We start from the raw sequence: 20675 nt of genomic DNA, 5'->3' as shown, positions 1-20675 counted from the left end.
CTCCATGATGCCTCCCGTCTTCCTCAACGAGCTCGGCCTCGTCTGCGCCCTGGGTTCCGGGAAGCATGAGGTGGCGCGAGCCCTCTTCGCGACCACCCCCTCCGGCGTGGCCTCCCACGCCGGGTTCGCGGACCGGCCGCTCCACCTGGGCGTCGTCACCGCTCCGCTCACGGCCCAGGACGCGCTGCCCCGAGCCCAGCACAGCCGCAACAACGCGCTGCTGCTCACCGCGCTCGCCCAGGTGCGCGCTGGCGTGGACGCCGCCATCGCCCGGTTCGGTCCAGAGCGCGTGGCGGTGGTGCTGGGCACGAGCACCTCCGGCATCGGCGAGGGTGAAGGCGCCATCGCGGACCACCTCGCCACGGGCCAGCTGTCCGCGTCCTTCCACCTGTGCCAGCAGGAATTGGGCGCGCCGGCGCTCGCGCTCACGCACCTGTTGGGGCTCGCCGGGCCGTCCTACGTCATCTCCACCGCGTGCTCCTCCAGCGCCAAGGCCCTCGCCAGTGCGGCGCGGCTGCTGCGCGCGGGCACGGTGGACGCGGTGCTGACGGGCGGCGTGGATTCGCTGTGCCGCTTCACCGTCGCGGGCTTCCGCTCGTTGGACTCGGTGAGCGAGGAGCGCTGCAACCCGATGAGTGTCCACCGCCACGGCATCAACATCGGCGAGGCCGCGGCGCTGTTCCTGATGACGCGCGAGCCGGGGCCGGTGCGCCTCTCCGGCTGGGGCGAGTCCTCCGACGCGCACCACATCTCCGCGCCGGAGCCCGCGGGCCGGGGCGCCATCGCCGCCATCCGCGAGGCGCTCACGCGCTCGGGGCTGTCCCCTGAGCACGTGGACTACGTGAACCTGCATGGCACCGCGACGGTGCAGAACGACGCCATGGAGAGCCGCGCGGTGCACACGCTGCTGGGCCCGGGCGTGAAGGCCAGCTCCACCAAGCCGCTCACCGGCCACACGCTGGGGGCCTCGGGTGCGCTGGAGGCCGCCTTCGGGTGGCTCACGCTGGTGGACAACCCTCAAGGCAAGCTGCCCCCGCACTTCTGGGACGGCGACGCGGACCCCACCCTGCCGGCGCTGGCGTTGGTGAAGCCGGGCGAGGCGCTGGGGCGGCCGGTGCGCTCGGTGCTGAGCAACTCGTTCGCCTTCGGGGGCAGCAACGCGGCCCTCGTGCTGGAGAACGCCTGATGCGCACCCCCATCGACCTGCCCATCGCGGACCTCGTGCCCCATGGCGGACGCATGCGGCTGCTCGACCGCGCGCTGGAAGGCGACGCGGAGACGCTGCTCGCGGAAGTGACGGTGCGCGAGGACAGCCTGTTCTTCGTCGACGGCGCCGTGGGCGGCTGGGTGGGCATCGAGTACATGGCGCAGGCCGTGGCCGCGTGGGCCGGCTGGCATGCGCGGCTTCGCGGGGAGACGCCCAAGGTGGGCTTCCTGCTGGGCACGCGCCGCTACGAGTGCAGCCGCCCCGCCTTCCAGCCCGGGGAGTGCCTGCGCATCGAAGTGCACCGCCAGTTCTTCGCGGACAACGGGCTGGGCCAGTTCGACTGCACCATCACCATCGGGACGGAGACGGTGGCCACGGCGGCGCTGACGGTGTTCGAGCCGCCCGCCGGGCAGGACGTCGTGAGGAGGGGCAACACAGATGGGTGACAAGACGGTGCTGGTGACGGGCTCCAGCCGGGGCATCGGCCGCGCCATCGCGCTGCGCCTGGCGCGGGACGGCTTCGACGTCGTGGTGCACTGCCGCAGCCGGCGCGAGGAAGCGGACGCCGTGGCGGCGCTCGTGCGCGACGCGGGGCGGGAGGCGCGCGTGCTCCAGTTCGACGTGTCGGACCGCGCGGGGACGCAAGCCGCGCTGCTGGCCGACGTGGAGGCCCACGGCTGCTACTACGGCGTGGTGTGCAACGCGGGCATCGCGCGCGACAACGCCTTCCCGGCGATGACGCCCGACGAATGGGACAGCGTCATCCACACCAACCTGGACGCGTTCTACAACGTGCTCAACCCGCTCACGATGCCGCTCGTGCGCCGCAAGAAGCCGGGCCGCATCGTCACGCTGGCGTCGGTGTCCGGCCTGATGGGCAACCGGGGCCAGGTGAACTACAGCGCCGCGAAGGCGGGCATCATCGGCGCGACGAAGGCGCTCGCGGTGGAGCTGGCCAAGCGCGACATCACCGTCAACTGCGTGGCCCCGGGCCTCATCGACACGGAGATGCTGCCGCCGGAGGTCGTGGAGGAGGCGCTGAAGCTCATCCCCGCCCGCCGGGTGGGGAAGCCCGAGGAGGTCGCCGCCGCGGTGAGCTTCCTCATGGCCGAGGACGCCGGCTACATCACGCGTCAGGTGATCTCCGTGAACGGGGGAATGGTCGGATGAGGCGCGTGGTCGTCACCGGAGTGGGGGCCCTGAGCCCCCTGGGCCACGACTGGCGGACGGTGGAGGCGCGGCTGCGCGGGCGCCAGAACGCCGTCCGGGTGATGGAGGGCTGGAAGCAGTACCAGGGCCTGCACACGCGGCTGGGCGCGCCCGCCGCGCCGTTCGAACTGCCGTCGTCCACGTACTCGCGCAAGACGACGCGCACCATGGGCCGCGTGGCGCTGATGGCCACGCGGGCCAGCGAGCTGGCGCTCCAGGACGCGGGCCTGCTGGGCGACCCGCTGGTGAAGAGCGGGAAGCTGGGCATCGCCTACGGCTCGTCCGCGGGGACGCCGGAGAACATGGGCGACTTCGGGAAGATGATCACCGAGAAGACCACCGAGGGCATCACCGCGACGACGTACCTGCGGATGATGTCCCATACGGCGGCGGTGAACATCGGCGTCTTCTTCGGCATCACCGGGCGCATCATCACCACCTCCAGCGCGTGCACCTCCGGCAGCCAGGGCATCGGCTACGCGTACGAGGCCATCAAGCTGGGCCGGCAGGTGGCGATGCTCGCGGGCGGCGCGGAGGAGCTGGACGCCACCGGCGCCGCCGTCTTCGACACCCTCTTCGCCACCAGCACGAAGCACAACGAGGCGCCGCACGAATCGCCCCGGCCCTTCCATGCCCAGCGCGACGGGCTGGTGCTGGGCGAAGGCGCGTGCACGCTGGTGCTGGAGGAGCTGGAGCACGCCCGGGCGCGCGGCGCGACCATCCACGCGGAGCTGCTGGGCTACGGCACCAACAGCGACGGCCGCCACGTCACCCAGCCCAACGCGGACACCATGGCGCAGGCGATGCGGCTGGCCCTGGAGGACGCGGGCGTCCCGGCCTCCGCCATCCCGTACGTCAACGCGCACGGCACGGCCACGGACACGGGCGACGTCGCGGAGAGCGCGGCCACGCTCGCGGTCTTCGGGGAGAAGGTCGCCATCTCCTCGCTCAAGAGCTACATGGGCCACACGCTGGGGGCCTGCGGCGCCCTTGAGGCGTGGATGAGCCTCCAGATGATGCGCTCGGACTGGTTCGCGCCCACGCTGCACCTGGACGCGGACTCCGTGGATCCGAAGTGCGCGCCCCTGGACTATGTCATGGGCGAGGGCCGTCCCTTGAAGACGGACCTGGTGATGACCAACAACTTCGCCTTCGGTGGCATCAACACGTCGTTGATCTTCCGCCGCTGGCCCTGATGCCTGGAGAACCCGCGATGAAGAATGCCCTCCTGTTGCTGGCGCTGACGGCCGCGAGCCCCGCGCTGGCGCGTGACACCGTCGTGAAGGTCAAGCTGGCGGATGTCCTGGCGCTGCCCGAGGCGAAGGAGAAGCTGGACGGCACGGTGAAGTTCTACCTGGATGGCCAGAAGACGCCCGCGGTGAAGAAGACGCTGGGCAATGAAGTGACGAACAAGAAGACCAACGCCGTGGGCAAGTCGGACGAGTTCGCCTGCAAGTGGGCCGCGCTCTCCGCGCTCATCACCCTGCAGGAGGGCGCGAAGAAGAACGGCGCCAACGCGGTGGTCAACCTCGTGAGCTACTACAAGAAGGTGGAGTCCAAGAGCGCCACCGAGATCGAGTGCCACGCGGGCACCATGGTCGCGGGCGTCGCGCTCAAGGGCGACTACGCCACCGTCGGGAAGTAGTCCCGCCGCGCCGGCAAGCCTCCTCGAACGCTCGTTGCCAGACACATGCGGCCCCGGCGCCCCGCCCCTCCCCGGCTTCAAGGACAGGGGTGTTGGCGGATAGCGGACGCCGTCCGGAACGTGGCGCGGACCCGCTTCGCGCCACGGCTAGCGTGTGCGCTTCCACGACGCTTCGCGGAGGTGCCTCGCATGAGCAGGACAGACCCCCTCACGTTCCTCGGCGCGCTGCTCGCGAGCGGCACGGTGCTCGCGTGCGAGACGTGCCGCCCGCTGGTGCAGGCCGGCATCTTCAACGAGCACTTCTGGGGCCGGCTGGCCATCACGCTGCTGCCCTTCGGCGTCATCCTCTTCGTCGCGGCCCGGGTGCACGTCATGCGGCCCGGGGGGGCGCGCCGATGAACCGCATGCAACGGGGGCCGCTGCTGTCCGCGGGGCTGCTGCTGGGCGTGGGGCTGGGAGGCTTCGTCGACGGCATCGTGCTCCATCAAATCCTGCAATGGCACAACATGCTCTCCAGCCACCTGCCCCCGGACACCCTGGTGAACGCCAAGGTGAATATGTTCTGGGACGGGCTCTTCCACGCCTTCACCTGGCTGATGACCTTCGGGGGGCTGGTGCTCCTGTGGCGCGCGGGGCAGCGCACGGACGTGCCCTGGTCCACGGCCACCTTCGCCGGGTGCCTGCTGGGAGGCTGGGGCCTGTTCAACGTCGTGGAAGGCATCATCGATCACCAGCTCCTCGGCGTGCACCACGTGCACCCCGGCACGGGTGAGCTGGCGTGGGACCTGGGGTTCCTCGCCTTCGGTCTGGGATTGCTGCTCGTGGGCGGCGGGCTGGTGCGGGCCGGCAGCGAGGACGCCACGCCCCGGGGGGCCGCCGTCCCGGGGCGGTGAGCGGGGCCGTCCCTTTCACGGGCTTCCTGGGATGAAAGCGCCGTTTGGGCTGTTGGCGGCGCCGCCCCGTGCGCCAGAGTGCGCCACCCCGTTGGGGTCCATCCAGGAGCTTCCATGACGTCCCGTTCCAGACCGCCGTTTGGCGTCGCGCGCATGACGCTCGGCGTCTATGCGTCCGCGCTCATCACCGCCTGTGCGTCCTCGGCGCCCGCCGAGAAGGCCGCTCCGCCGACCTCCACGCCGGCCGCCGCGCCCACGCCGCCGCCCGCGGCCCCTGCCCCGCCCAAGCCCGTCTACGGAAGCTTCGGAATCGACACGCCCGGGATGGATCCGTCCGTGAAGCCGGGCGACGACTTCTACCGCTACGTCAACGGCAAGTGGCTGGACACGACGGAGATCCCCGCCGAACGCTCGTCCATGGGCATGTTCACGAAGCTGGCGGAAGAGGCCTCGAAGCAGACGCGCGACCTGCTGGAGGCCGCCGCGAAGTCGGACGCCGCGCCGGGCAGCGAGGAGCGCAAGCTGGGCGACTTCTACGCCAGCTACATGGACGAGGCCGCCATCGAGTCCAAGGGCATCACTCCGCTCAAGCCGGAGTTGGAGCGCATCACGGCGGTCGCCAACCGCAAGGACCTGTCCCAGTTGCTGGGCACCACGCTGCGCGCGGACGTGGACGCGCTCAACACCGGGCAGACCAGCACCCCACGCCTCTTCGGCCTGTGGGTGGCGGAGGACCTGAACGACCCCCGCCGCTATGCCGCGTACCTCCTCCAGGGCGGCCTGCTGCTGCCGGACCGCGACTTCTACCTGAAGGACACGCCGCGCTTCAAAGAGGTGCGGGAGAAGTACCAGAAGCACATCGCCGCGCAGCTGAAGAACGCGGGCATCCCCGACGCCGAGGCGAAGGCCCGCGCCATCTACGGCCTGGAGAAGAAGATCGCCCAGGCGCACTGGGCCGCCCAGGACACGCAGGACGTGGCCAAGACGAACAACCCCTGGAAGCAGACGGACTTCGCGAAGAAGGCGCCCGGCCTGGACTGGACGGCGTGGTTCGCGGGCGCGGGGCTCTCCCAGCAGGCGGACTTCATCGTCTGGCAGCCGAGCGCGCTCATCGGCATCTCGAAGCTCGTGGGCAGCGAGCCGCTCCAGACGTGGAAGGACTACCTGGCGTTCCACGCCATCGTGCAGGGCACCCAGAACCTGCCCAAGGCGTTCGTGGACGAGGCCTTCGAGTTCAGCGGCAAGACGCTCTCCGGCACGCAGAAGCTGCGCGAGCGATGGAAGCGCGGCGTGGACTTCACCAACAACGCGCTGGGTGAGGCCGTGGGCAAGCGCTACGTGGCGAAGCACTTCCCGCCCCAGGCCAAGGCCGAGGCGGACGTGATGGTGCGCAACATCCTGGCCGCGCTGGGCCGCCACATCGACGCGCTGGAGTGGATGTCGCCGGAGACCAAGGCCCGCGCCAAGGAGAAGCTGGGCACGGTGCAGGTGGGCATCGGGCACCCGGACACCTGGCGCGACTACTCCGCGCTGGAGATCGTGAAGGGGGATGCCTTCGGCAACGCCGAGCGCGCGAACCTCTTCGAGTACCACCGCAACGTCGCGAAGCTGGGCAAGCCCGTGGACCGGATGGAGTGGTTCATGACGCCGCAGGAGGTCAACGCGCTCAACTCGCCGCAGCAGAACTCCATCATCTTCCCGGCCGCCATCCTCCAGCCGCCCTTCTTCGACCCCAACGCGGATCCGGCGGTGAACTACGGCGGCATCGGCTCCGTCATCGGCCACGAGATCATCCACAGCTTCGACGACGTGGGCGCGCAGTTCGACGCGCAGGGCAAGCTGGCCAACTGGTGGACGCCCAAGGACCTGGAGCAGTTCAAGGCCGCCGGCAAGGCGCTCGCGGCGCAGTTCAGCACCTACCACCCGCTGCCCGACGTGGCGGTGAACGGCGAGCTGACCCTGGGCGAGAACATCGCCGACGTGGGCGGCATCTCCATCGCGCTTGACGCGTACGTGATGTCGCTGGGCGGCAAGCCCTCGCCCACGCTGGAGGGCTTCACCGGCGAGCAGCGCCTGTTCATGGGCTTCGCCCAGGTGTGGCGCAACAAGTACCGCGAAGCGCTCCTGCGCCGGCTGCTGGTGACGGATGGCCACTCACCGGGCCCGTTCCGCACCGCCACCGTGCGCAACGTGGACGCGTGGTACCAGGCCTTCGACGTGAAGCCCGGGCAGGGCCTCTACCTGCCGCCCGAGAAGCACGTGAAGATCTGGTAGTGCCCGCGTGCACCGGAGGCACGGACACCGTGCGTCCGGTGCACTGGTAGCGAAGGGCTGGGGGGACGCACTGTGGGGACATGACCAACACCCTGCATTCGCCCCCTGTCTCCACCCTGCTCTCCCACCTCTTCGCGGACGCCCGGAAGACCGACGCCGCGGTGCTCGCGCCCTTCCGGTCGCTGTCGCCGGAGGCGATGTCGAAGGCGCTGCACCAGGACTACCGGGCGTTCTACGCGAACGTCGCGGACGCCTACCTGCCCGTATCCCAGGAGCTGGGCCGGCTGCTCTATGCCCTGACGCGCGCGAGGCGGGCGAAGACGGTGGTGGAGTTCGGCACGTCGTTCGGCATCTCCACGCTCCACCTCGCGGCGGCGCTGCGCGACGGCGGAGGCGGCCGGCTCATCACCACGGAGTTCGAGCCCGCGAAGGTGCGGCGTGCGAAGGAGCACCTCACCACCGCGGGCCTCGTGGACCTGGTGGAGTTCCGCGAGGGCGACGCGTTGGACACGCTGCGGAGCGACGTGCCGGACGGCATCGACCTGGTGCTGTTCGATGGCGCCAAGCCGCTCTACCTCCCGCTGCTGCGGCTGTTGGAGCCGAGGCTTGGGCCCGGGGCCATCCTCGTTGCTGACAACGTGAAGATGAGCCCGGAGTTCGCGGCGCACCTCGCGCGGCCGGAGCACGGCTACGTCACGGTGTCGCTGCCCTGGGACGACGACGACTGCCTCCTCGCCGTACGCACCGCCTGAAGGGCTCGCGGCTAGTATCGCGCGGATGGCGGACCTGGACCTCAACCTGCTCGTGGCGCTCGACGCCCTCCTGCGCGAGGGCAGCGTGGCGCGCGCCGCCGACCGGCTCCACCTGAGCGCGCCGGCCATGAGCCGCACCCTCACCCGCATCCGCGACGCGCTGGGCGACCCCGTGTTCGTACGCGCGGGGCGGGGCCTCGTCCCCACGCCCCGTGCCCTGGCGCTCCAGGAGCAGGTGCGCGCCGTCGTCCAACAGGCCAGCACCCTGCTGGGCCCCGGGACGCCCACCGCGCCGGCCGAGCTGACGCGCACGCTGTCGCTGCGGGTGAACGACGGCATCATCCCGTCGCTGGGTGCCGCGCTCTACCAACGGGCGCGCGAGGAGGCGCCCGGGCTGACGCTGCGCTTCGTGTCCGAAGGCACGGAGGACGTGGAGGCGCTGCGCGACGGGGACGTGGACCTGGACATCGGCGTCCAGGGCGCGCTGGGCCCGGAGATCCGTGTGCAGCGCTTGGGCGAGGCCACCTTCGTGGGGCTCGTGGGGCGCGCGTCCCCGCTCGCCCGGGGCCGGCTGACGCTGGAGCGCTTCGCCCGCGCCGAGCACGTCGTCGTGTCCCGACGCGGGAAGCTGCGCACGCCGTTGGATGCGGTGCTGGAGCAGCACGGCCACGTCCGCCGGGTGACGAGCGTGGTGCCCAACCTGCTCGCGGCGGCGGCGCTCGTCGCGCGGACCCACGCCATCACCGTGGTGCCCTCCGTGTTCGCGCGGACCGCGGCGGCGCTGATGCCCGTGCGTGAGCGCCCCGTGCCGCTGGAGCTGGGCGGGCTCGTCGTCGCCCAGGCGTGGCATCCCCGGTTCGACCACGATCCCGCGCACGTCTGGTTGCGGCGCGGTGTGAAGGCGCTCTGGGAGGACGTGGCGGGCGGCGCTACTTCGGGTCGCCGGTGACGAGCGCGAGCGCGAACCCGTCGTAGCCCTTGCTGCCCACCGTCTGCACGGCGGTGGCGCTCACGCGGGGCTCCGCGGCCACGGCCTCGTAGAAGCGGCGCATGCCCTGGATGTTCGCGTCGGTGTTCGCCGCGTCGATGACGGCGCCCTTGCGCACGACGTTGTCGGTGATGATCAGGCTGCCCTTGCGCGACAGCTTGAGCGCCCACGCGAAGTAGTCCGCCGTGCGTGCCTTGTCCGCGTCGATGAACGTCAGGTCGAACGGCGCCTGCCCTTCCTTCTCCAGCTGGGGCAGCGTGTCGATGGCGCTGCCCACCCGGACCTCCACCACGTCGGACAGGCCCGCGCGGGCGATGTTCTCCCGGGCGACCTCCGCGTGCTTCGGCACCGCCTCCAGCGTGATGACGCGGCCACCAGGAGGCAGCGCCCGCGCGAGCCACAGGGTGCTGTAGCCGCCCAGCGTGCCCACCTCGAGGATGCGGCGGGCGCCGTGGAGCTGGGCGAGGAGCATCAACAGCTTGCCCTGGTTCGGCGCCACGTTGATGGCGGGCAGCCCTGCCTTCGCGCTCGCCTCCAGTGCCGCGTCCAGCACGGCGTCCGGCGCCACCAGGTGGTCGGTGATGTAGCGGTCAACCGCGTTCCATTGTTCCTGGCTCATGGGTCCTCCCTTGAAATGGACCGTCTCTAACGCCCCCACCCTGCCCGCGCGACCTCAGCGTGCGGGAGGTGTTGCCTCGGGGAGCGGCGTTCCGGTGGCCTCGGGCAGGGGCACCTGGAGCCAGGCTGCCAGGGTGGGCGCGACGTCCGCGGGCGACACGGGTCGGGCATGGCGCGCGGGCTTGAGGCCCGGGCCGGCCAGCATCAATGGCACGTGTTGATCATATTCATAGGGCGCGCCATGCCAGCCGGCGCAGTCCGCGTCGGGCGCGAGGAGCACGCCGGACACGGGCAGGACGGTGAGGTCGCCGGCCCGGGGAGCGAAGTACGAGGCGCGCACGGCGGGCGTCAGGCCTCGACTGTCATGGGATTGGGCCTGCGTGTCGGTGAGCACCTGCGCGACTCCCGGCAGCGCGCCAATGGCCCTCGCCCCCACCGCGAGCGCGTCCTCCCGCCGCACGCCTCGCGCCGCCAGGGCCTCCGGGCGCAGGTAGACGTAGGGCGTGGTGAAGGCCTGCACCCACGTCTCTTCTCCGTACGCGGCATCGAGCGCCGCCTCCAACGCCTGCGTCACCCGCGCGCCGTCCAGTCGCCCACCCGGCTGCGGTGCGCTGCCCATCCCATGGTCGGCGGTGAGCGCCACGAGCACGCGCTCCGCGCCGACCTCCTGGTCCAGCGCGGACAGGAAGCCCGTGAGCGCGCGGTCCACGCGCAGCAACGTGTCCAGCGCCTCGTGGCTGTCGGGCCCATAGGCGTGGTTCACCATGTCCACCGTGGAGAGGCCCACCGCGAGCAGGTCCACCGCGCCGGGCCGCGTCCCCAGGTGCTCCGCGCGCACGGCGGCGAGGCCGAAGTCCAGGAGCTGATCCGCGCCGGACGGCGTGTAGAGGAAGCCATCGCCCGGAGGAATGAGGTGCGGGAAGACGCGCCCGAAGCCCTGCGGCGGAAGCTCGTGCACGTCGTCGTCCGGCCCGAGCTGCGCGTACAGCGCCGGAGCCGCGCTCCGCTCCCAGGACGTGCCCGCGACCTGGGGCCGCCCCGCGTTCCAGGTGGCCACGAACTCCGGCAGGGCCTGGGCGTAGTGACGGCTCGTCGTGAAGCCCTCCTTGCCCCACCAGAACGCGGTCCCCCGGTGGCCCGCCATCATCACGGCCGCGCGGTCCTTGAGCGCCACCGCCAGCACCCGCGATGACGGACGCGCGCCGAGCAGCGCATCCCCCAACGTCGGCATGCCCAGCCGCTTCGGGGACACACCGGCGCCGCCCGAGCCGTCCAGCGACGGGCTCTCCGCGTCGAGCACGCAGCTCACCTTCGCGCCCGCCTCCCGGTCGTACCAGGTGTTGGCGACGATGCCGTGGCGCTCCGGCAGCGTGCCCGTCGCCACGGTCGCATGCCCCACGCACGTCTGTGTCGTCGCGTACGGGTAGCGGGCGGCGTCGAACACCACGCCGCCTTCCAGGAGGCGCCGGAAGCCGCCCGGCCCGAAGCGCTCGCGCCAGCGCTCCACGTCCGCGTAGCGCAGCCCGTCCACCACCACGAGCACGACGAGCGACGGTCGCGCCGGAGGGCTCGCGGGCACGCTTGCGGCCCGGGTGCAGGCCAGGCCCAACCCCAGGACCGCCAGGGTCCCCCACCGCACGCAGCGTCGAATCATGGGCGTCATGGGAGCGGAGACTGGCCGCGCCGGGCCCCCCAGGTCCAATCGATAGGTTCGAGGCGAGCCATCGAACCGTTCGATGTCTTCCGGGGCGAGGAAACTTTGGATGGCGCGCTGCGACAATGTGGGAGTCGAAGGTCGCTCCGCCCCCCACGGAGGTTCATCATGGAAATCCACCGCAAGCCCCCCGCGTCCGTTGGCCCCACCGCCCGTACCAGCGAGTCCTCCTCCGCGCAGGCGCCGAAGGCCAAGGCCCTGACGGTGCGTGACGGCTTCGACACCCGGGGTGCGCGCCCCAGCAACTTCGTGGACCGCCCGAAGGGCCGCCCCACGCCTCCGGGCGCCAGCGTGCCGGCGTCGGCCTTCACCTACGGATCCTCCAACGTCCCGGTGAAGCCGGGCGCGAACAAGGTCGATCCGTCGAAGGAGAAGCCCAAGCTCACGGGCGAGCCTGTCATCGCGGTCATCGACGGCGGCGTGGACTTCAAGCACACCGACCTGGACGACGCGATGTGGACGAACCCGGGTGAAGTCGCGGGCGACGGGCTCGACAACGACGGCAACGGCGTGAAGGACGACGTGCACGGCTTCAACGTGGGCGACGGCGGCGGCGACCCGTTCAAGGGCGAGGGCACGGACCACGGCACGCACGTGGCGGGCATCATCGCCGCCGAGGACAACGGCCAGGGCAACACCGGCATCGCCGCGGGCAAGGCCAAGGTGCTGAGCGTGGGCGGCCTGTACGACGGCGCCGACCTGCTCACCAACTTCGAGCGCTCGGTGGACTACCTGGTGAAGATGAAGACCGAGCACGGCGTGAACATCCGCGCCGCCAACGCGAGCTTCGGCGATTCGTACCGCGACGCCGCGTCGCAGAAGCGCTGGACGGCGGCGGTGCAGAAGCTGGCGGACGCGGACATCCTGCTCGTCGCGGCCACGGCCAACGGCAATGGCAGCAACATGAACAACGTGCCGGACATGCCGGCGAACATCGACCTGCCCAACGTCATCACCGTGGCGTCGATGGACAAGAAGAACGACAAGCTGGCCAGCTACTCGTCGCACGGCGACAAGGTGGTGGACCTGGCCGCGGTGGGCGAGGACGTGCTCAGCACCGTGCCGGGCAACCAGTGGGAGGAGATGAGCGGCACCTCCATGGCGACGCCCACGGTGGCCGCCACCGCCGCGCGCATGTTCGCGGAGAACCCGGACCTCACGGCCGTGCAGGTGCGCGACCTCCTCCTCAAGACCGTGGAGCTGGACACGGACCTGAAGGGCAAGGTCATCACCGGCGGCAAGCTGGACATCAACGCCGCCATCGCCGCCGCGAAGGCCACCGTGGAGCCGAAGCCGGAGACGACCGTCGCCACGCGCTGAGCCCTGATTGAAGCCTCGCAGGAGGATCGGGTCCCCTGGTACCAGGTGGGGCTCGTGACCTGCGAGTTCATGGCGCTGAGCGTCCGCCAATCTCCAAGAAGCGCTCGTAGGCTCGCATGAGCGCGTCCAGGTGGGCTGGGTTGTCCAGGTCGAGCGGCGCATCCGTGAGCCGGACCACCCACCCATCCATCGCAGTACGGCTCGCCCCATGGCCCGCTGCACCCGGTACTCCGCATCAGGGCGAAGGAAGAAGGCCAGCGGCCTCCCCTGCCGTGCCGCCGCCGCGGGCGACAGGTGCGGGAACCCTGGCAGTGTGGAATGGTGGGGTCCATCCGGTGCAGGAAGCACAGTCGCTGCTGGGCGAACGACATCGGGAACGCGGTCGTCATCCGCGTGGCAGCCTCTTGATGAGTGGCTTGGCGACCGGGGCCTCGGCGAGCGCGTGGGCCAGCTGCGCGATGGTCGGCCCGGTGAGGATCGTGGCGAGCCCGACCTCCCGTCCCACCATCCGGCTCAGCCGAGAGGCCAGCCGCATCGCCTGCAACGAATGCATGCCGAGCGCGAGCAGACTCTCATGGACATCCACCCGGCTCACGCCCAGGAGTTCGGAGACCACCGCCGCGACGCGGACCTCGGCCTCGGTCCCCGGCGCCGTGTAGGGCGCGTCCGGGCGCCGGTCGGTCGCGGGCAGCCGCGAGCGGTCCACCTTCCCGTTCGGAGTCAGCGGCCAGGACTCCAGGACGACGACCTCCGAAGGCACCAGATGCGCCGGCACCCTGCGCGCCAGGTCCTCGCGCACGGCCTGCGCCGACACCGGGGTTGCCGACCCGGCCACGACATAGCCCACGAGGCAAGGCTCCTCCCCGCGCGAGTCGACGCGCGCGAGGGCATCCACCACGCCGGGATGCGCGGCCAGGGCGGCACGCACCTCGGCCAGCTCCACCCGGACGCCACGGACCTTCACCTGTTCATCACGGCGGCCCAGGAACTCGATGACGCCTCCGGGCAACCACCGGGCCAGGTCCCCACTGCGATAGAGCCGCGCACCCGGATGTGACCCGAAGGGATCCGGCACGAACCGCTCGGCGGTGAGGTCCGGCAGGTCGCGGTAGCCCCTCGCGACACCGGCCCCACCGATGCAGAGCTCCCCCACGGCGCCCGGCGGAGCCACCTGCCCGTGCGCGTCGAGCACCACGAGGTGGGCATTGAACAGCGGTCGCCCGATGGGCACGTGGGTGGCTTCGGGGTCGAGCCCGTCGTCGAGCCGGTGTCCGCTGGCCATGACGGTGATCTCCGTGGGGCCGTAGCCGTTCGTCACCTTCGTGAAGCCTCCGCGCTGGAGCGTGCGGAACGCCTCCACGGGGAAGACATCCCCGCCCACCACCACGCGGTCCAGGGCGGCGAAGGCCTCCGGAGCGTCGGCCGCCAACCGGGGCAGCACCACGGGGGGGATCACCGCATGCGTGATGCGCTGGTCGATGAGACAGCGGGCCAGCCCCGGCACGTCCCAGCCCGGCGGCAGGAAGTGGACCGCGGCGCCGTTGAGCAGCGCGCCCCAGACCTCCAGCACCGAGATATCGAAGGACACCGACGCCATCGCCAGCATCGTCTTGCCAGGTCCCAGGTCCTCGGCCAGGGCCGTCCGGTACAGCAAGGACACGACCGAGTGATGCTCGATTTGAACGCCCTTGGGTCTGCCCGTCGACCCGGACGTGTAGAGGACGTAGGCGAGGTCCGACGGACTCCCCTCCGGCAGCGGCGGCCCGGACGACGCCGGGGGCAGCGCATCCAGCACGACGGTGGGCAGGCCGGTGAGCCGGCCCGCCAGCACCGCCGTCGTGACCAGGGCGCGGGCCCCGGCCTCCTGCATGAGCGGCTCCAGCCAGGCGGCAGGAGCGCCTGGATCCAGCGACAAGAAGGCCGCCCCCGCCATGAGGATTCCCAGTTGGGCCACGACCAGCTCCGCCGAGCGGGGGATGCACACCGCCACGAGCGCCTCACGGCCGACGCCCAGGCCGCGCAGGTGGTGCGCCAGGTGCTCCGCCCGACGCGTCAGCTCGGCATAGGTCAGCACGCGGTCGCCGGACCTCACCGCGGGGGCGTCGGGCGCGCGGCGGGTCCAGCGGGCGAACAGGTCGGGCACCCGGTACGAGGGGGCCTCCTGGCGTGGGCCCACGCTGACGAGTGCGCGCCGGTCCGCGTCGTTCAGCAGCGACAGCCTGGACACGCGGGTGTCCGGCGCGTCGGTGATGGAGCGCAACAGCTGCTGATACGCGGACAGCATGCCGGTGATGAAGAAGTCCTCGAAGAGGTCGGAGTCGAACTCCCACGAGAGCAGGATGCCGCTCAGGGAAGAGCGGGGACTGGAGCGCACGGGGGCCTCCGAACGGGGAATGCTCACCACGTCCCCGGCCAGCCGTTGGATGTGCCCCGGTTCGGCGTAGAGCGGCACCGCGACGACGGACAGCTCGAACTTGGCCGAGCCGTTGCCCAGTCCCTCCACGAAGGAGACGTCGAGGGGTGACGCGTCGAGCGTGCCCACCGACGAGTCGTGGAAGTTGAACATCGTCTGGATCAACGGATTGAAGCCACCCTGATGCCGCGCGGGCGACTGCGCGAAGATCTGCTCATAGGGCAGCTCCTGGTGGTCATAGACCTCCAGCGTGGTGCGCCGCATCCGCGCCAGGAACTCCTCGAACGAAGGGTCCCCGTCCAGCCGGCCCCGCAGTACGACCGTGTTGATGAACATGCCCAGCATGCCCTCGGTGTCCTGCCAGCGCCGGTTGGCGACCGAGGAGCCGACGAGCAGATCCTGGGAGCCGGTGTACCGGTGCAGGAGGACGAAGAACGCGGAGAGGAGCGTGGTGAAGAGGGACGCGTGGTTGCGGTCCGCCAGGGCCTGGAGGCGGCGCGCGAGGTCGCCGTCCAGCTCCACCCGGGGCGCCACCCCACGAAACCGTCTTCCGCCGGGAGCCGCGCGGCGGGGGAGCTGGAGCCGGGTCTCCGCGCCCTCCAATTCCTGACGCCAGAAGCGGCGCTGCGCCGCTGCGGCCTCGGTCCCCACCCACTCCCGCTGCCAGCGCGCATAATCAGAGTACTGCACCGCCAGCGCGGGGCGTCGCACCTGGCCGTGGCGAACATGTTCGGCGTAGCCGTTGAGCAGCTCGCGCACGAAGACGTTGAAGGACCAGCCGTCGTGCACGATGTGGTGTTCGACGTGCACGAAGAGGTGCTCCTGCGCGCCCAGTCGCAGCAGCCGCCAGCGGAAGGGCCGGCCTTCGGCGAGCGCGAACGGGGCCTGCACCGCGTCCCGGACAGCCTCCGCCACCCGGGTGGCCAGCAGCGCTTCGTCCACGCCGCTGAAGTCCTGGAGGGGGAGCTCCACCTCCCACGGGGCTTCCAGCTCACACCGCAGCTCTCCATCCACTTCGGGGAAGCGGGAGCGCATCACGTCGTGGCGACGCACGATGTCGGTGAGGCTCGCGTGCAGCGCGGCGAGGTCCAGCGCGCCCGCGAGACGGAACACCGCCTGCGTGTGGTAGGCCCGCGCGTCCGGGTTGAGCTTGTGCATCAGCCACACCCGCTCCTGGCCAAACGAAGGCGTGAGCGCCATTCCCGCGGCGCCGCCCCGAGGGCCCAGGTCCACCCCACCCTGCGCCTCCTTCAAGCGCGCCGCGAGCCGGGCCACCGTGGGGGTCTGGAGCACCGCGCTCAATTCCAACTGCGCGCCCAGCACACGTCGCACCCGGGCCACGAGCTGGGTGGCGAACAGCGAGTGCCCTCCCAGCTCGAACAGGTTGTCATCGCGCCCCACCCGCTCCATCCCGAGCAGCGCCGCGGCGATTGCCGCCAGCGCCACTTCGCCGGGCGACTCCGGCGGCTGGTAGTCCGTCCGCTCCGCGCGTGGGGGGCGGGGCAGCCGCGCCCGGTCCACCTTGCCGCTGGTGTTCAGGGGCCAGAGCTCCACCACGACCACGACATCCGGCACCAGGTAGCCGGGCAGACTGCGTCGAAGCTCCGCGCGCACCGCGTCGCCGGACAGCGCCGCTCCGGTGACGGGCATCACGTAGCCCAGCAGGCGCTCCCGCGTGTCGTCGATGAGGGCGACCGCGTCCCGCACGTCCGGTAGCGCGGCCAGGGCCGCTTCCACCTGGCCCAGCTCGATGCGCGCGCCGCGAATCTTCACCTGGTCGTCGCGCCGGCCCAGGAACTCCAGCGTGCCGTCCGGCAACCACCGGCCCAGGTCGCCGCTGCGGTACAGCCGCCCTCCCGGCACCGGACCGAACGCATCCGGAATGAACCGCTCGGCGGTAAGGGCGGGCCGCCCCAGATACCCGCGCCCGACACCTTCCCCGCCAATGCACAGCTCGCCCGGCACCCCGTCGGGGACGAGGCGGAGGTGCTCATCGAGGATGACCACGTGGTCGTTGGAGAGGGGGCGGCCAATGGGCACGCGCTCCCCCTCCACGGCGTGCACCGCATGGAGCGTGCTGGCCACCGTCACCTCCGTCGGGCCATAGCCGTTGACGAAGCGGTGGTGCGCGCCCCACTGCCGGGCCGTCTCCGGAAGGCACACGTCCCCGGTGCTCATCACCACCTGGAGGTCGGGGAAGCCGCCCGGTTGCAGCGTGCGCAGGACCGTCGCGGGCAGCACCGCGTGGGTGATGCGCCGGTCTACCAGCACGTGGGCCAGCGGCGCTCCGGAGAGCGGCGACGCATCCAGTGTCTCCAGCCGGCCTCCGTTGGGCAGCGCCATCAGCAGATCGAACAGGGAGGCATCGAACGACGGGTGGAAGAACTGCAGCACCCGTGTGTCCGGCCCCAACGCCCCCAGGAAGTCCCGCTGCGCATGGAGGAGGTTGGCGACGCCGCGATGCTCGGTCATCACCAGCTTGGGCTCGCCCGTCGAACCCGACGTGCAGATGATGTATGCGAGATCCTCCGGGACAAGCGCCGTGTCCTCCACGGCCGCCACGCCGGAGCCCACGTCGGCACCCGACTCCAGGAAGGGCACCCCCGGCACCTCGCTGGCTGGCGAGCCCACCACGAGCGCCGCGCCGACCCTGCGAAGGATGTCCTCGCGCCACGCCTGGGGATGTGACGGCGCCAGGGGCAGATAGGCCGCACCCACGCGCCAGACGGCGATGGCGAGTTCGACGAAGGCAGGGCCCCGCTCCAGCACCACCGCGACCACGTCTCCGCGCCCGATGCCCCGGGCCCGCAGGCTGGCGGCCAGGGCACAGGTCCGCTCCTCCAGCCGCGCATAGGTGGTTTCAGAGGCACCCTCCGAGAGCGCGACGCGGTCGGCATGCCGCCTGCACTGCGCGGCGATGACGTCCACCACCGAACGCCACGGTCCATGGTCGACCCTTCCGCCCTGCACGCGGGCAGCCTGCGCTCCGCCATCCAGCACCCTGCGCACCTCCTCCGGGGTGTGACCCTCGAGCGCCCAGGGACTCTTCAGACGGAGGCTGGAGAGCAGGCGTTCGTACTCGGTTCCTGTCACCAGGGCGGACGGGGGCGTGGGGGGCAAGGGAGCTCCTGGAAGCAATGGTAGAAGGCACGAGGAACGCATCCGAGCAGGATGTAGGAGTGAGCCGTGGCCTCAAACAACATCGCTCATCCCGATGGACCCGGGTTGTCAATCCTCGCTGTGGGCGATGTCTTCGTGGACCGCGACGACAACAGCATCACCGAAGCACGCGCGAAGGCAGACATCGTCGTCGTCAGCTTCCACTGGGGTGACTCCACCGTGCCGTTCTCGCTGACCGACCACGAACGACGGACGGCCAGGCTCGCCATCGACAACGGGGCCGACATCGTCGTGGGCCACCATCATCACATGCTCCGCGGTGTCGAGTTCCATTCCGGAAAACCCATCTTCTACGGTCTGGGACACTATGTGTTCGACCTGCCGAACCTTGCTGAGCGCCTTGCGAGAGACGGTTACCTGGGCGTGGGACGGCCGGAAGAGATGGCGGCATGGGCCCGCAAGTTCGGCGAGTTCATGATTCGCCCGCGGCAGGGCTACCCACTGCTGCCGTTTCACCAGGATTCCAGGCTGACCGGCGCGGCGGTGATCCACATCGCGCCGTCCGGGCGCATCTCCGCCGGCTTCCTGCCCGCGATCATCAATCCGGCCAACGAGCCGATACACGTGTCCGCGGACAGCGACGAAGGCAGGCGGGTGGTCGCCTATCTCGAACGCTGCTGCACGACCGAACAGCTTCCTACAAGGCTGATCGCCCCTCGGCCCGACTCCGGACTGCCCACCTCGTGCATCGAGTTCGTCTCGACCTCAACCGACTGAGCCTGCAGGGCGTCCATGCAGCTCGAGATGAGCAAGCAGGCGTTGAACTCCGAAACCGTCCGGAGCGGCATCAAGGACATCCTGCTCAACCACGCGGGGCTGTGGGAGGCCCTGCGGAATAAGGCAACCACGGTGGGCAGCGGGGTCGCGAAGCCGTAGGCCCGTCCGCCGGGTAGGACCTCACCACACAGGGAAAGAGGTTTTTTCCGGTTAGGACGCAACTTCCCCCTCTCCTGGGAGACAATCCCAGGGCTGCTGCCTCATGCAGAGGGGGAAGTCCGTGTCCGTCCGCATCCAATCCACCGGTGTCACCCAGACGCGCCTGCCGGAATCGCAGCCGCCCGTCGCACCGCGCGCGCCTGTCACCCGGGGCTTCAACACCCAGGACACCTTCCAGGCCGACAGCACCGAGATCGGCCGCCGGGCTCGTCCCACGCAGGCCACCCAGGCCGCCCGGCCCGCGGCGCCCGCCGCCGGTTCTCGCGCCGAACCGCTGACGCTGGAGACGAACACCGCCCTCCAGGGCCGGCTGGCCACGATGTCCCCGGCCGACCGCACCCACGCGACGGAGTTCCTGCGCCAGAACGTGCTCAACACGCCCAACGCGGACCGCGCCACGCGCACCTATCTGGACCTCACCGCGATGCAGGCCACGCGGCCGGACCGGCTCAGCCGCGACACCGTGGAGACCCTGACGCGCGCCGTCGCGGAGCCTCGCGGCACCGGTGCCGCCGGCCAGGAAGGCGTCATGGGCCCGTCCCAGGCCCGCGATGCCGCTCGCGCCGTCATCGGCATGACGGGCCGGGACTTCAACACCCTGCAGGGCGCCCTCCAGAACGCGGGCACGCGCAATGGCCAGGCCGTCCCCGGCGCGGATCCGCAGATGGAGCGGGCGCTCACCCTCAAGGCCGTGGGCGCACGGCGCGGGGAGCTGGAGTCGCCCGGCCTCTTCGACCGGATCCGCAACACCTTCGGCGACACGACGCGGGAGATAGACGACGTGGCCCGCTTCGCCGGGCAGATCGCCGGCACGCCGCGCGCGGAGCTGGCCCGCACGTCCACCGTCATCGCCCCCAACGGCGGCGCCGGTGCGCTCCAGCAGCGCTTCGACGACTCGTGCGTCCCCACAGCGCAGCAGATCGCCCGCGCGGACGCGGACCCCATCTACGCGCGCCAGCTCCACGGGGAGCCCATCCACAGCCTCAATGCGTCCACTGCCATCGGCCGCGAACAGCGCGCCACGCTGGAGGCCAACGGCGGCGTCGCGCGGCCTCGCAACGGGGGCACGGGCCCCAGCCTGGGCGTCACCGACACCGCCATGCGCGACATCCTCAACGCGGGCGTGGCGCCCTCCAACAACCACCGCTACACGACCCACACGGTGGCGGACAACCCCCAGTCCCGACAGGCCGCGTTGGATCGCTCCGACCGGCTGCTTCGCGACGGCATCGACGTGCCCATCGCGGTGCTGTGGAACGGCGGCGGCGGACACGCGCTGATGCTCTCCGACGTGCGCGGCCAGGGCGCCAACCGCGAGTACCTCGTCACCGACCCGATGCAGGGCCGCACGAGCTGGCTGCGCGGCAGCGACATCGCCGCTGGCAACACGAACTTCGGCCCCGGCACCGGCCGGCTCGGCTTCACTTTCGAGTGACGCAGTCCGTTTGAAGCACCTTCCGGGTCCCCCGCCGCGCACGTGGCGGGTGTGGGCCCGGAAGCACGCGGTTCCAGGGCCCCGGCCTCAA

At 71.1% G+C, this 20675-nt stretch carries 17 protein-coding genes and 1 pseudogene; 14 read left to right on the top strand and 4 right to left on the bottom strand.

The window, feature by feature from the left end; translation table 11 throughout:
• The first annotated feature begins 4 nt into the window (after window positions 1–4).
• The 10 genes from D7V97_RS01865 (at window position 5) to D7V97_RS01820 (ending at window position 8929) form a co-directional block, all read left to right on the top strand.
• Window positions 5–1186 (top strand): beta-ketoacyl-ACP synthase, encoded by a 1182-nt coding sequence (locus D7V97_RS01865; RefSeq protein ID WP_120608852.1) that lies wholly within the window; start codon window positions 5–7, stop codon window positions 1184–1186.
• Complete coding sequence (locus D7V97_RS01860) at window positions 1186–1653, top strand: hotdog family protein (RefSeq protein WP_233582457.1); 468 nt, start codon at window positions 1186–1188, stop codon at window positions 1651–1653. Before D7V97_RS01865 ends, D7V97_RS01860 begins: the two co-directional genes overlap by 1 nt.
• Window positions 1646–2377: a 3-oxoacyl-ACP reductase FabG gene (gene fabG / locus D7V97_RS01855; RefSeq protein WP_120608851.1), complete on the top strand. Its 732-nt coding sequence runs from the start codon at window positions 1646–1648 to the stop codon at window positions 2375–2377. Before D7V97_RS01860 ends, fabG begins: the two co-directional genes overlap by 8 nt.
• On the top strand, window positions 2374–3612 hold the full coding sequence (locus D7V97_RS01850; RefSeq protein ID WP_120608850.1) for a beta-ketoacyl-ACP synthase: 1239 nt from the start codon (window positions 2374–2376) through the stop codon (window positions 3610–3612). Before fabG ends, D7V97_RS01850 begins: the two co-directional genes overlap by 4 nt.
• A 17-nt stretch (window positions 3613–3629) precedes the next feature.
• A complete protein-coding gene (locus D7V97_RS01845; RefSeq protein WP_120608849.1) occupies window positions 3630–4061 on the top strand; it encodes an excinuclease ATPase subunit in 432 nt (143 codons plus the stop codon).
• A 189-nt stretch (window positions 4062–4250) separates the two neighbouring features.
• A complete protein-coding gene (locus tag D7V97_RS01840; RefSeq protein WP_120608848.1) occupies window positions 4251–4460 on the top strand; it encodes a hypothetical protein in 210 nt (69 codons plus the stop codon).
• Window positions 4457–4954: a DUF2243 domain-containing protein gene (locus D7V97_RS01835; protein ID WP_120608847.1), complete on the top strand. Its 498-nt coding sequence runs from the start codon at window positions 4457–4459 to the stop codon at window positions 4952–4954. The genes D7V97_RS01840 and D7V97_RS01835 overlap by 4 nt, the downstream gene beginning before the upstream one ends.
• A gap of 114 nt (window positions 4955–5068) precedes the next feature.
• A complete protein-coding gene (locus D7V97_RS01830; RefSeq protein WP_120608846.1) occupies window positions 5069–7228 on the top strand; it encodes a M13 family metallopeptidase in 2160 nt (719 codons plus the stop codon).
• 80 nt (window positions 7229–7308) lie between these two features.
• On the top strand, window positions 7309–7980 hold the full coding sequence (locus D7V97_RS01825) for an O-methyltransferase (RefSeq protein WP_120608845.1): 672 nt from the start codon (window positions 7309–7311) through the stop codon (window positions 7978–7980).
• A gap of 25 nt (window positions 7981–8005) precedes the next feature.
• A complete protein-coding gene (locus D7V97_RS01820; protein ID WP_120608844.1) occupies window positions 8006–8929 on the top strand; it encodes a LysR family transcriptional regulator in 924 nt (307 codons plus the stop codon).
• Here D7V97_RS01820 and D7V97_RS01815 read toward each other — a convergent pair.
• Together D7V97_RS01815 and D7V97_RS01810 are read right to left on the bottom strand one after the other, a co-directional pair.
• Window positions 8910–9587, bottom strand: a complete 678-nt coding sequence (locus tag D7V97_RS01815) for an O-methyltransferase (protein ID WP_120608843.1) — start codon at window positions 9585–9587, stop codon at window positions 8910–8912. The two genes, D7V97_RS01820 and D7V97_RS01815, sit on opposite strands and share 20 nt — an antisense overlap.
• 54 nt (window positions 9588–9641) lie before the next feature.
• Window positions 9642–11240 (bottom strand): alkaline phosphatase family protein, encoded by a 1599-nt coding sequence (locus D7V97_RS01810; RefSeq protein ID WP_158623245.1) that lies wholly within the window; start codon window positions 11238–11240, stop codon window positions 9642–9644.
• 168 nt (window positions 11241–11408) lie between these two features.
• Between D7V97_RS01810 and D7V97_RS01805 the strand changes: the two genes are divergently transcribed.
• Window positions 11409–12620: a S8 family serine peptidase gene (locus D7V97_RS01805; RefSeq protein WP_120608841.1), complete on the top strand. Its 1212-nt coding sequence runs from the start codon at window positions 11409–11411 to the stop codon at window positions 12618–12620.
• 67 nt (window positions 12621–12687) lie between these two features.
• Here the strand turns inward: D7V97_RS01805 and D7V97_RS45660 are convergent.
• A pseudogene (locus tag D7V97_RS45660) lies at window positions 12688–12813 on the bottom strand (DUF5953 family protein); the annotation flags it as partial.
• Between the two features lie 192 nt (window positions 12814–13005).
• A complete protein-coding gene (locus tag D7V97_RS01800; RefSeq protein ID WP_120608840.1) occupies window positions 13006–18153 on the bottom strand; it encodes a non-ribosomal peptide synthetase in 5148 nt (1715 codons plus the stop codon).
• A 66-nt stretch (window positions 18154–18219) separates the two neighbouring features.
• Here D7V97_RS01800 and D7V97_RS01795 point away from each other — a divergent pair, with 66 nt between their 5' ends.
• From D7V97_RS01795 to D7V97_RS01790, 3 genes are all read left to right on the top strand, one after another.
• Window positions 18220–18930, top strand: coding sequence for a CapA family protein (locus D7V97_RS01795; RefSeq protein WP_120608839.1), 711 nt, complete (start codon window positions 18220–18222; stop codon window positions 18928–18930).
• Between the two features lie 15 nt (window positions 18931–18945).
• Window positions 18946–19089, top strand: coding sequence for a hypothetical protein (locus D7V97_RS44465; RefSeq protein WP_158623244.1), 144 nt, complete (start codon window positions 18946–18948; stop codon window positions 19087–19089).
• Window positions 19090–19210: 121 nt separating this feature from the next.
• A complete protein-coding gene (locus tag D7V97_RS01790) occupies window positions 19211–20584 on the top strand; it encodes a hypothetical protein (RefSeq protein ID WP_147444647.1) in 1374 nt (457 codons plus the stop codon).
• The last annotated feature ends 91 nt before the right edge of the window (window positions 20585–20675 follow it).

Origin of the sequence: Corallococcus sp. CA053C (assembly GCF_003611675.1) — a bacterium.
Taxonomy (GTDB): domain Bacteria; phylum Myxococcota; class Myxococcia; order Myxococcales; family Myxococcaceae; genus Corallococcus.
The sequence above is the reverse complement of the archived record's forward strand: the minus strand, read 5'-3'. Positions and strand labels throughout refer to the sequence as shown.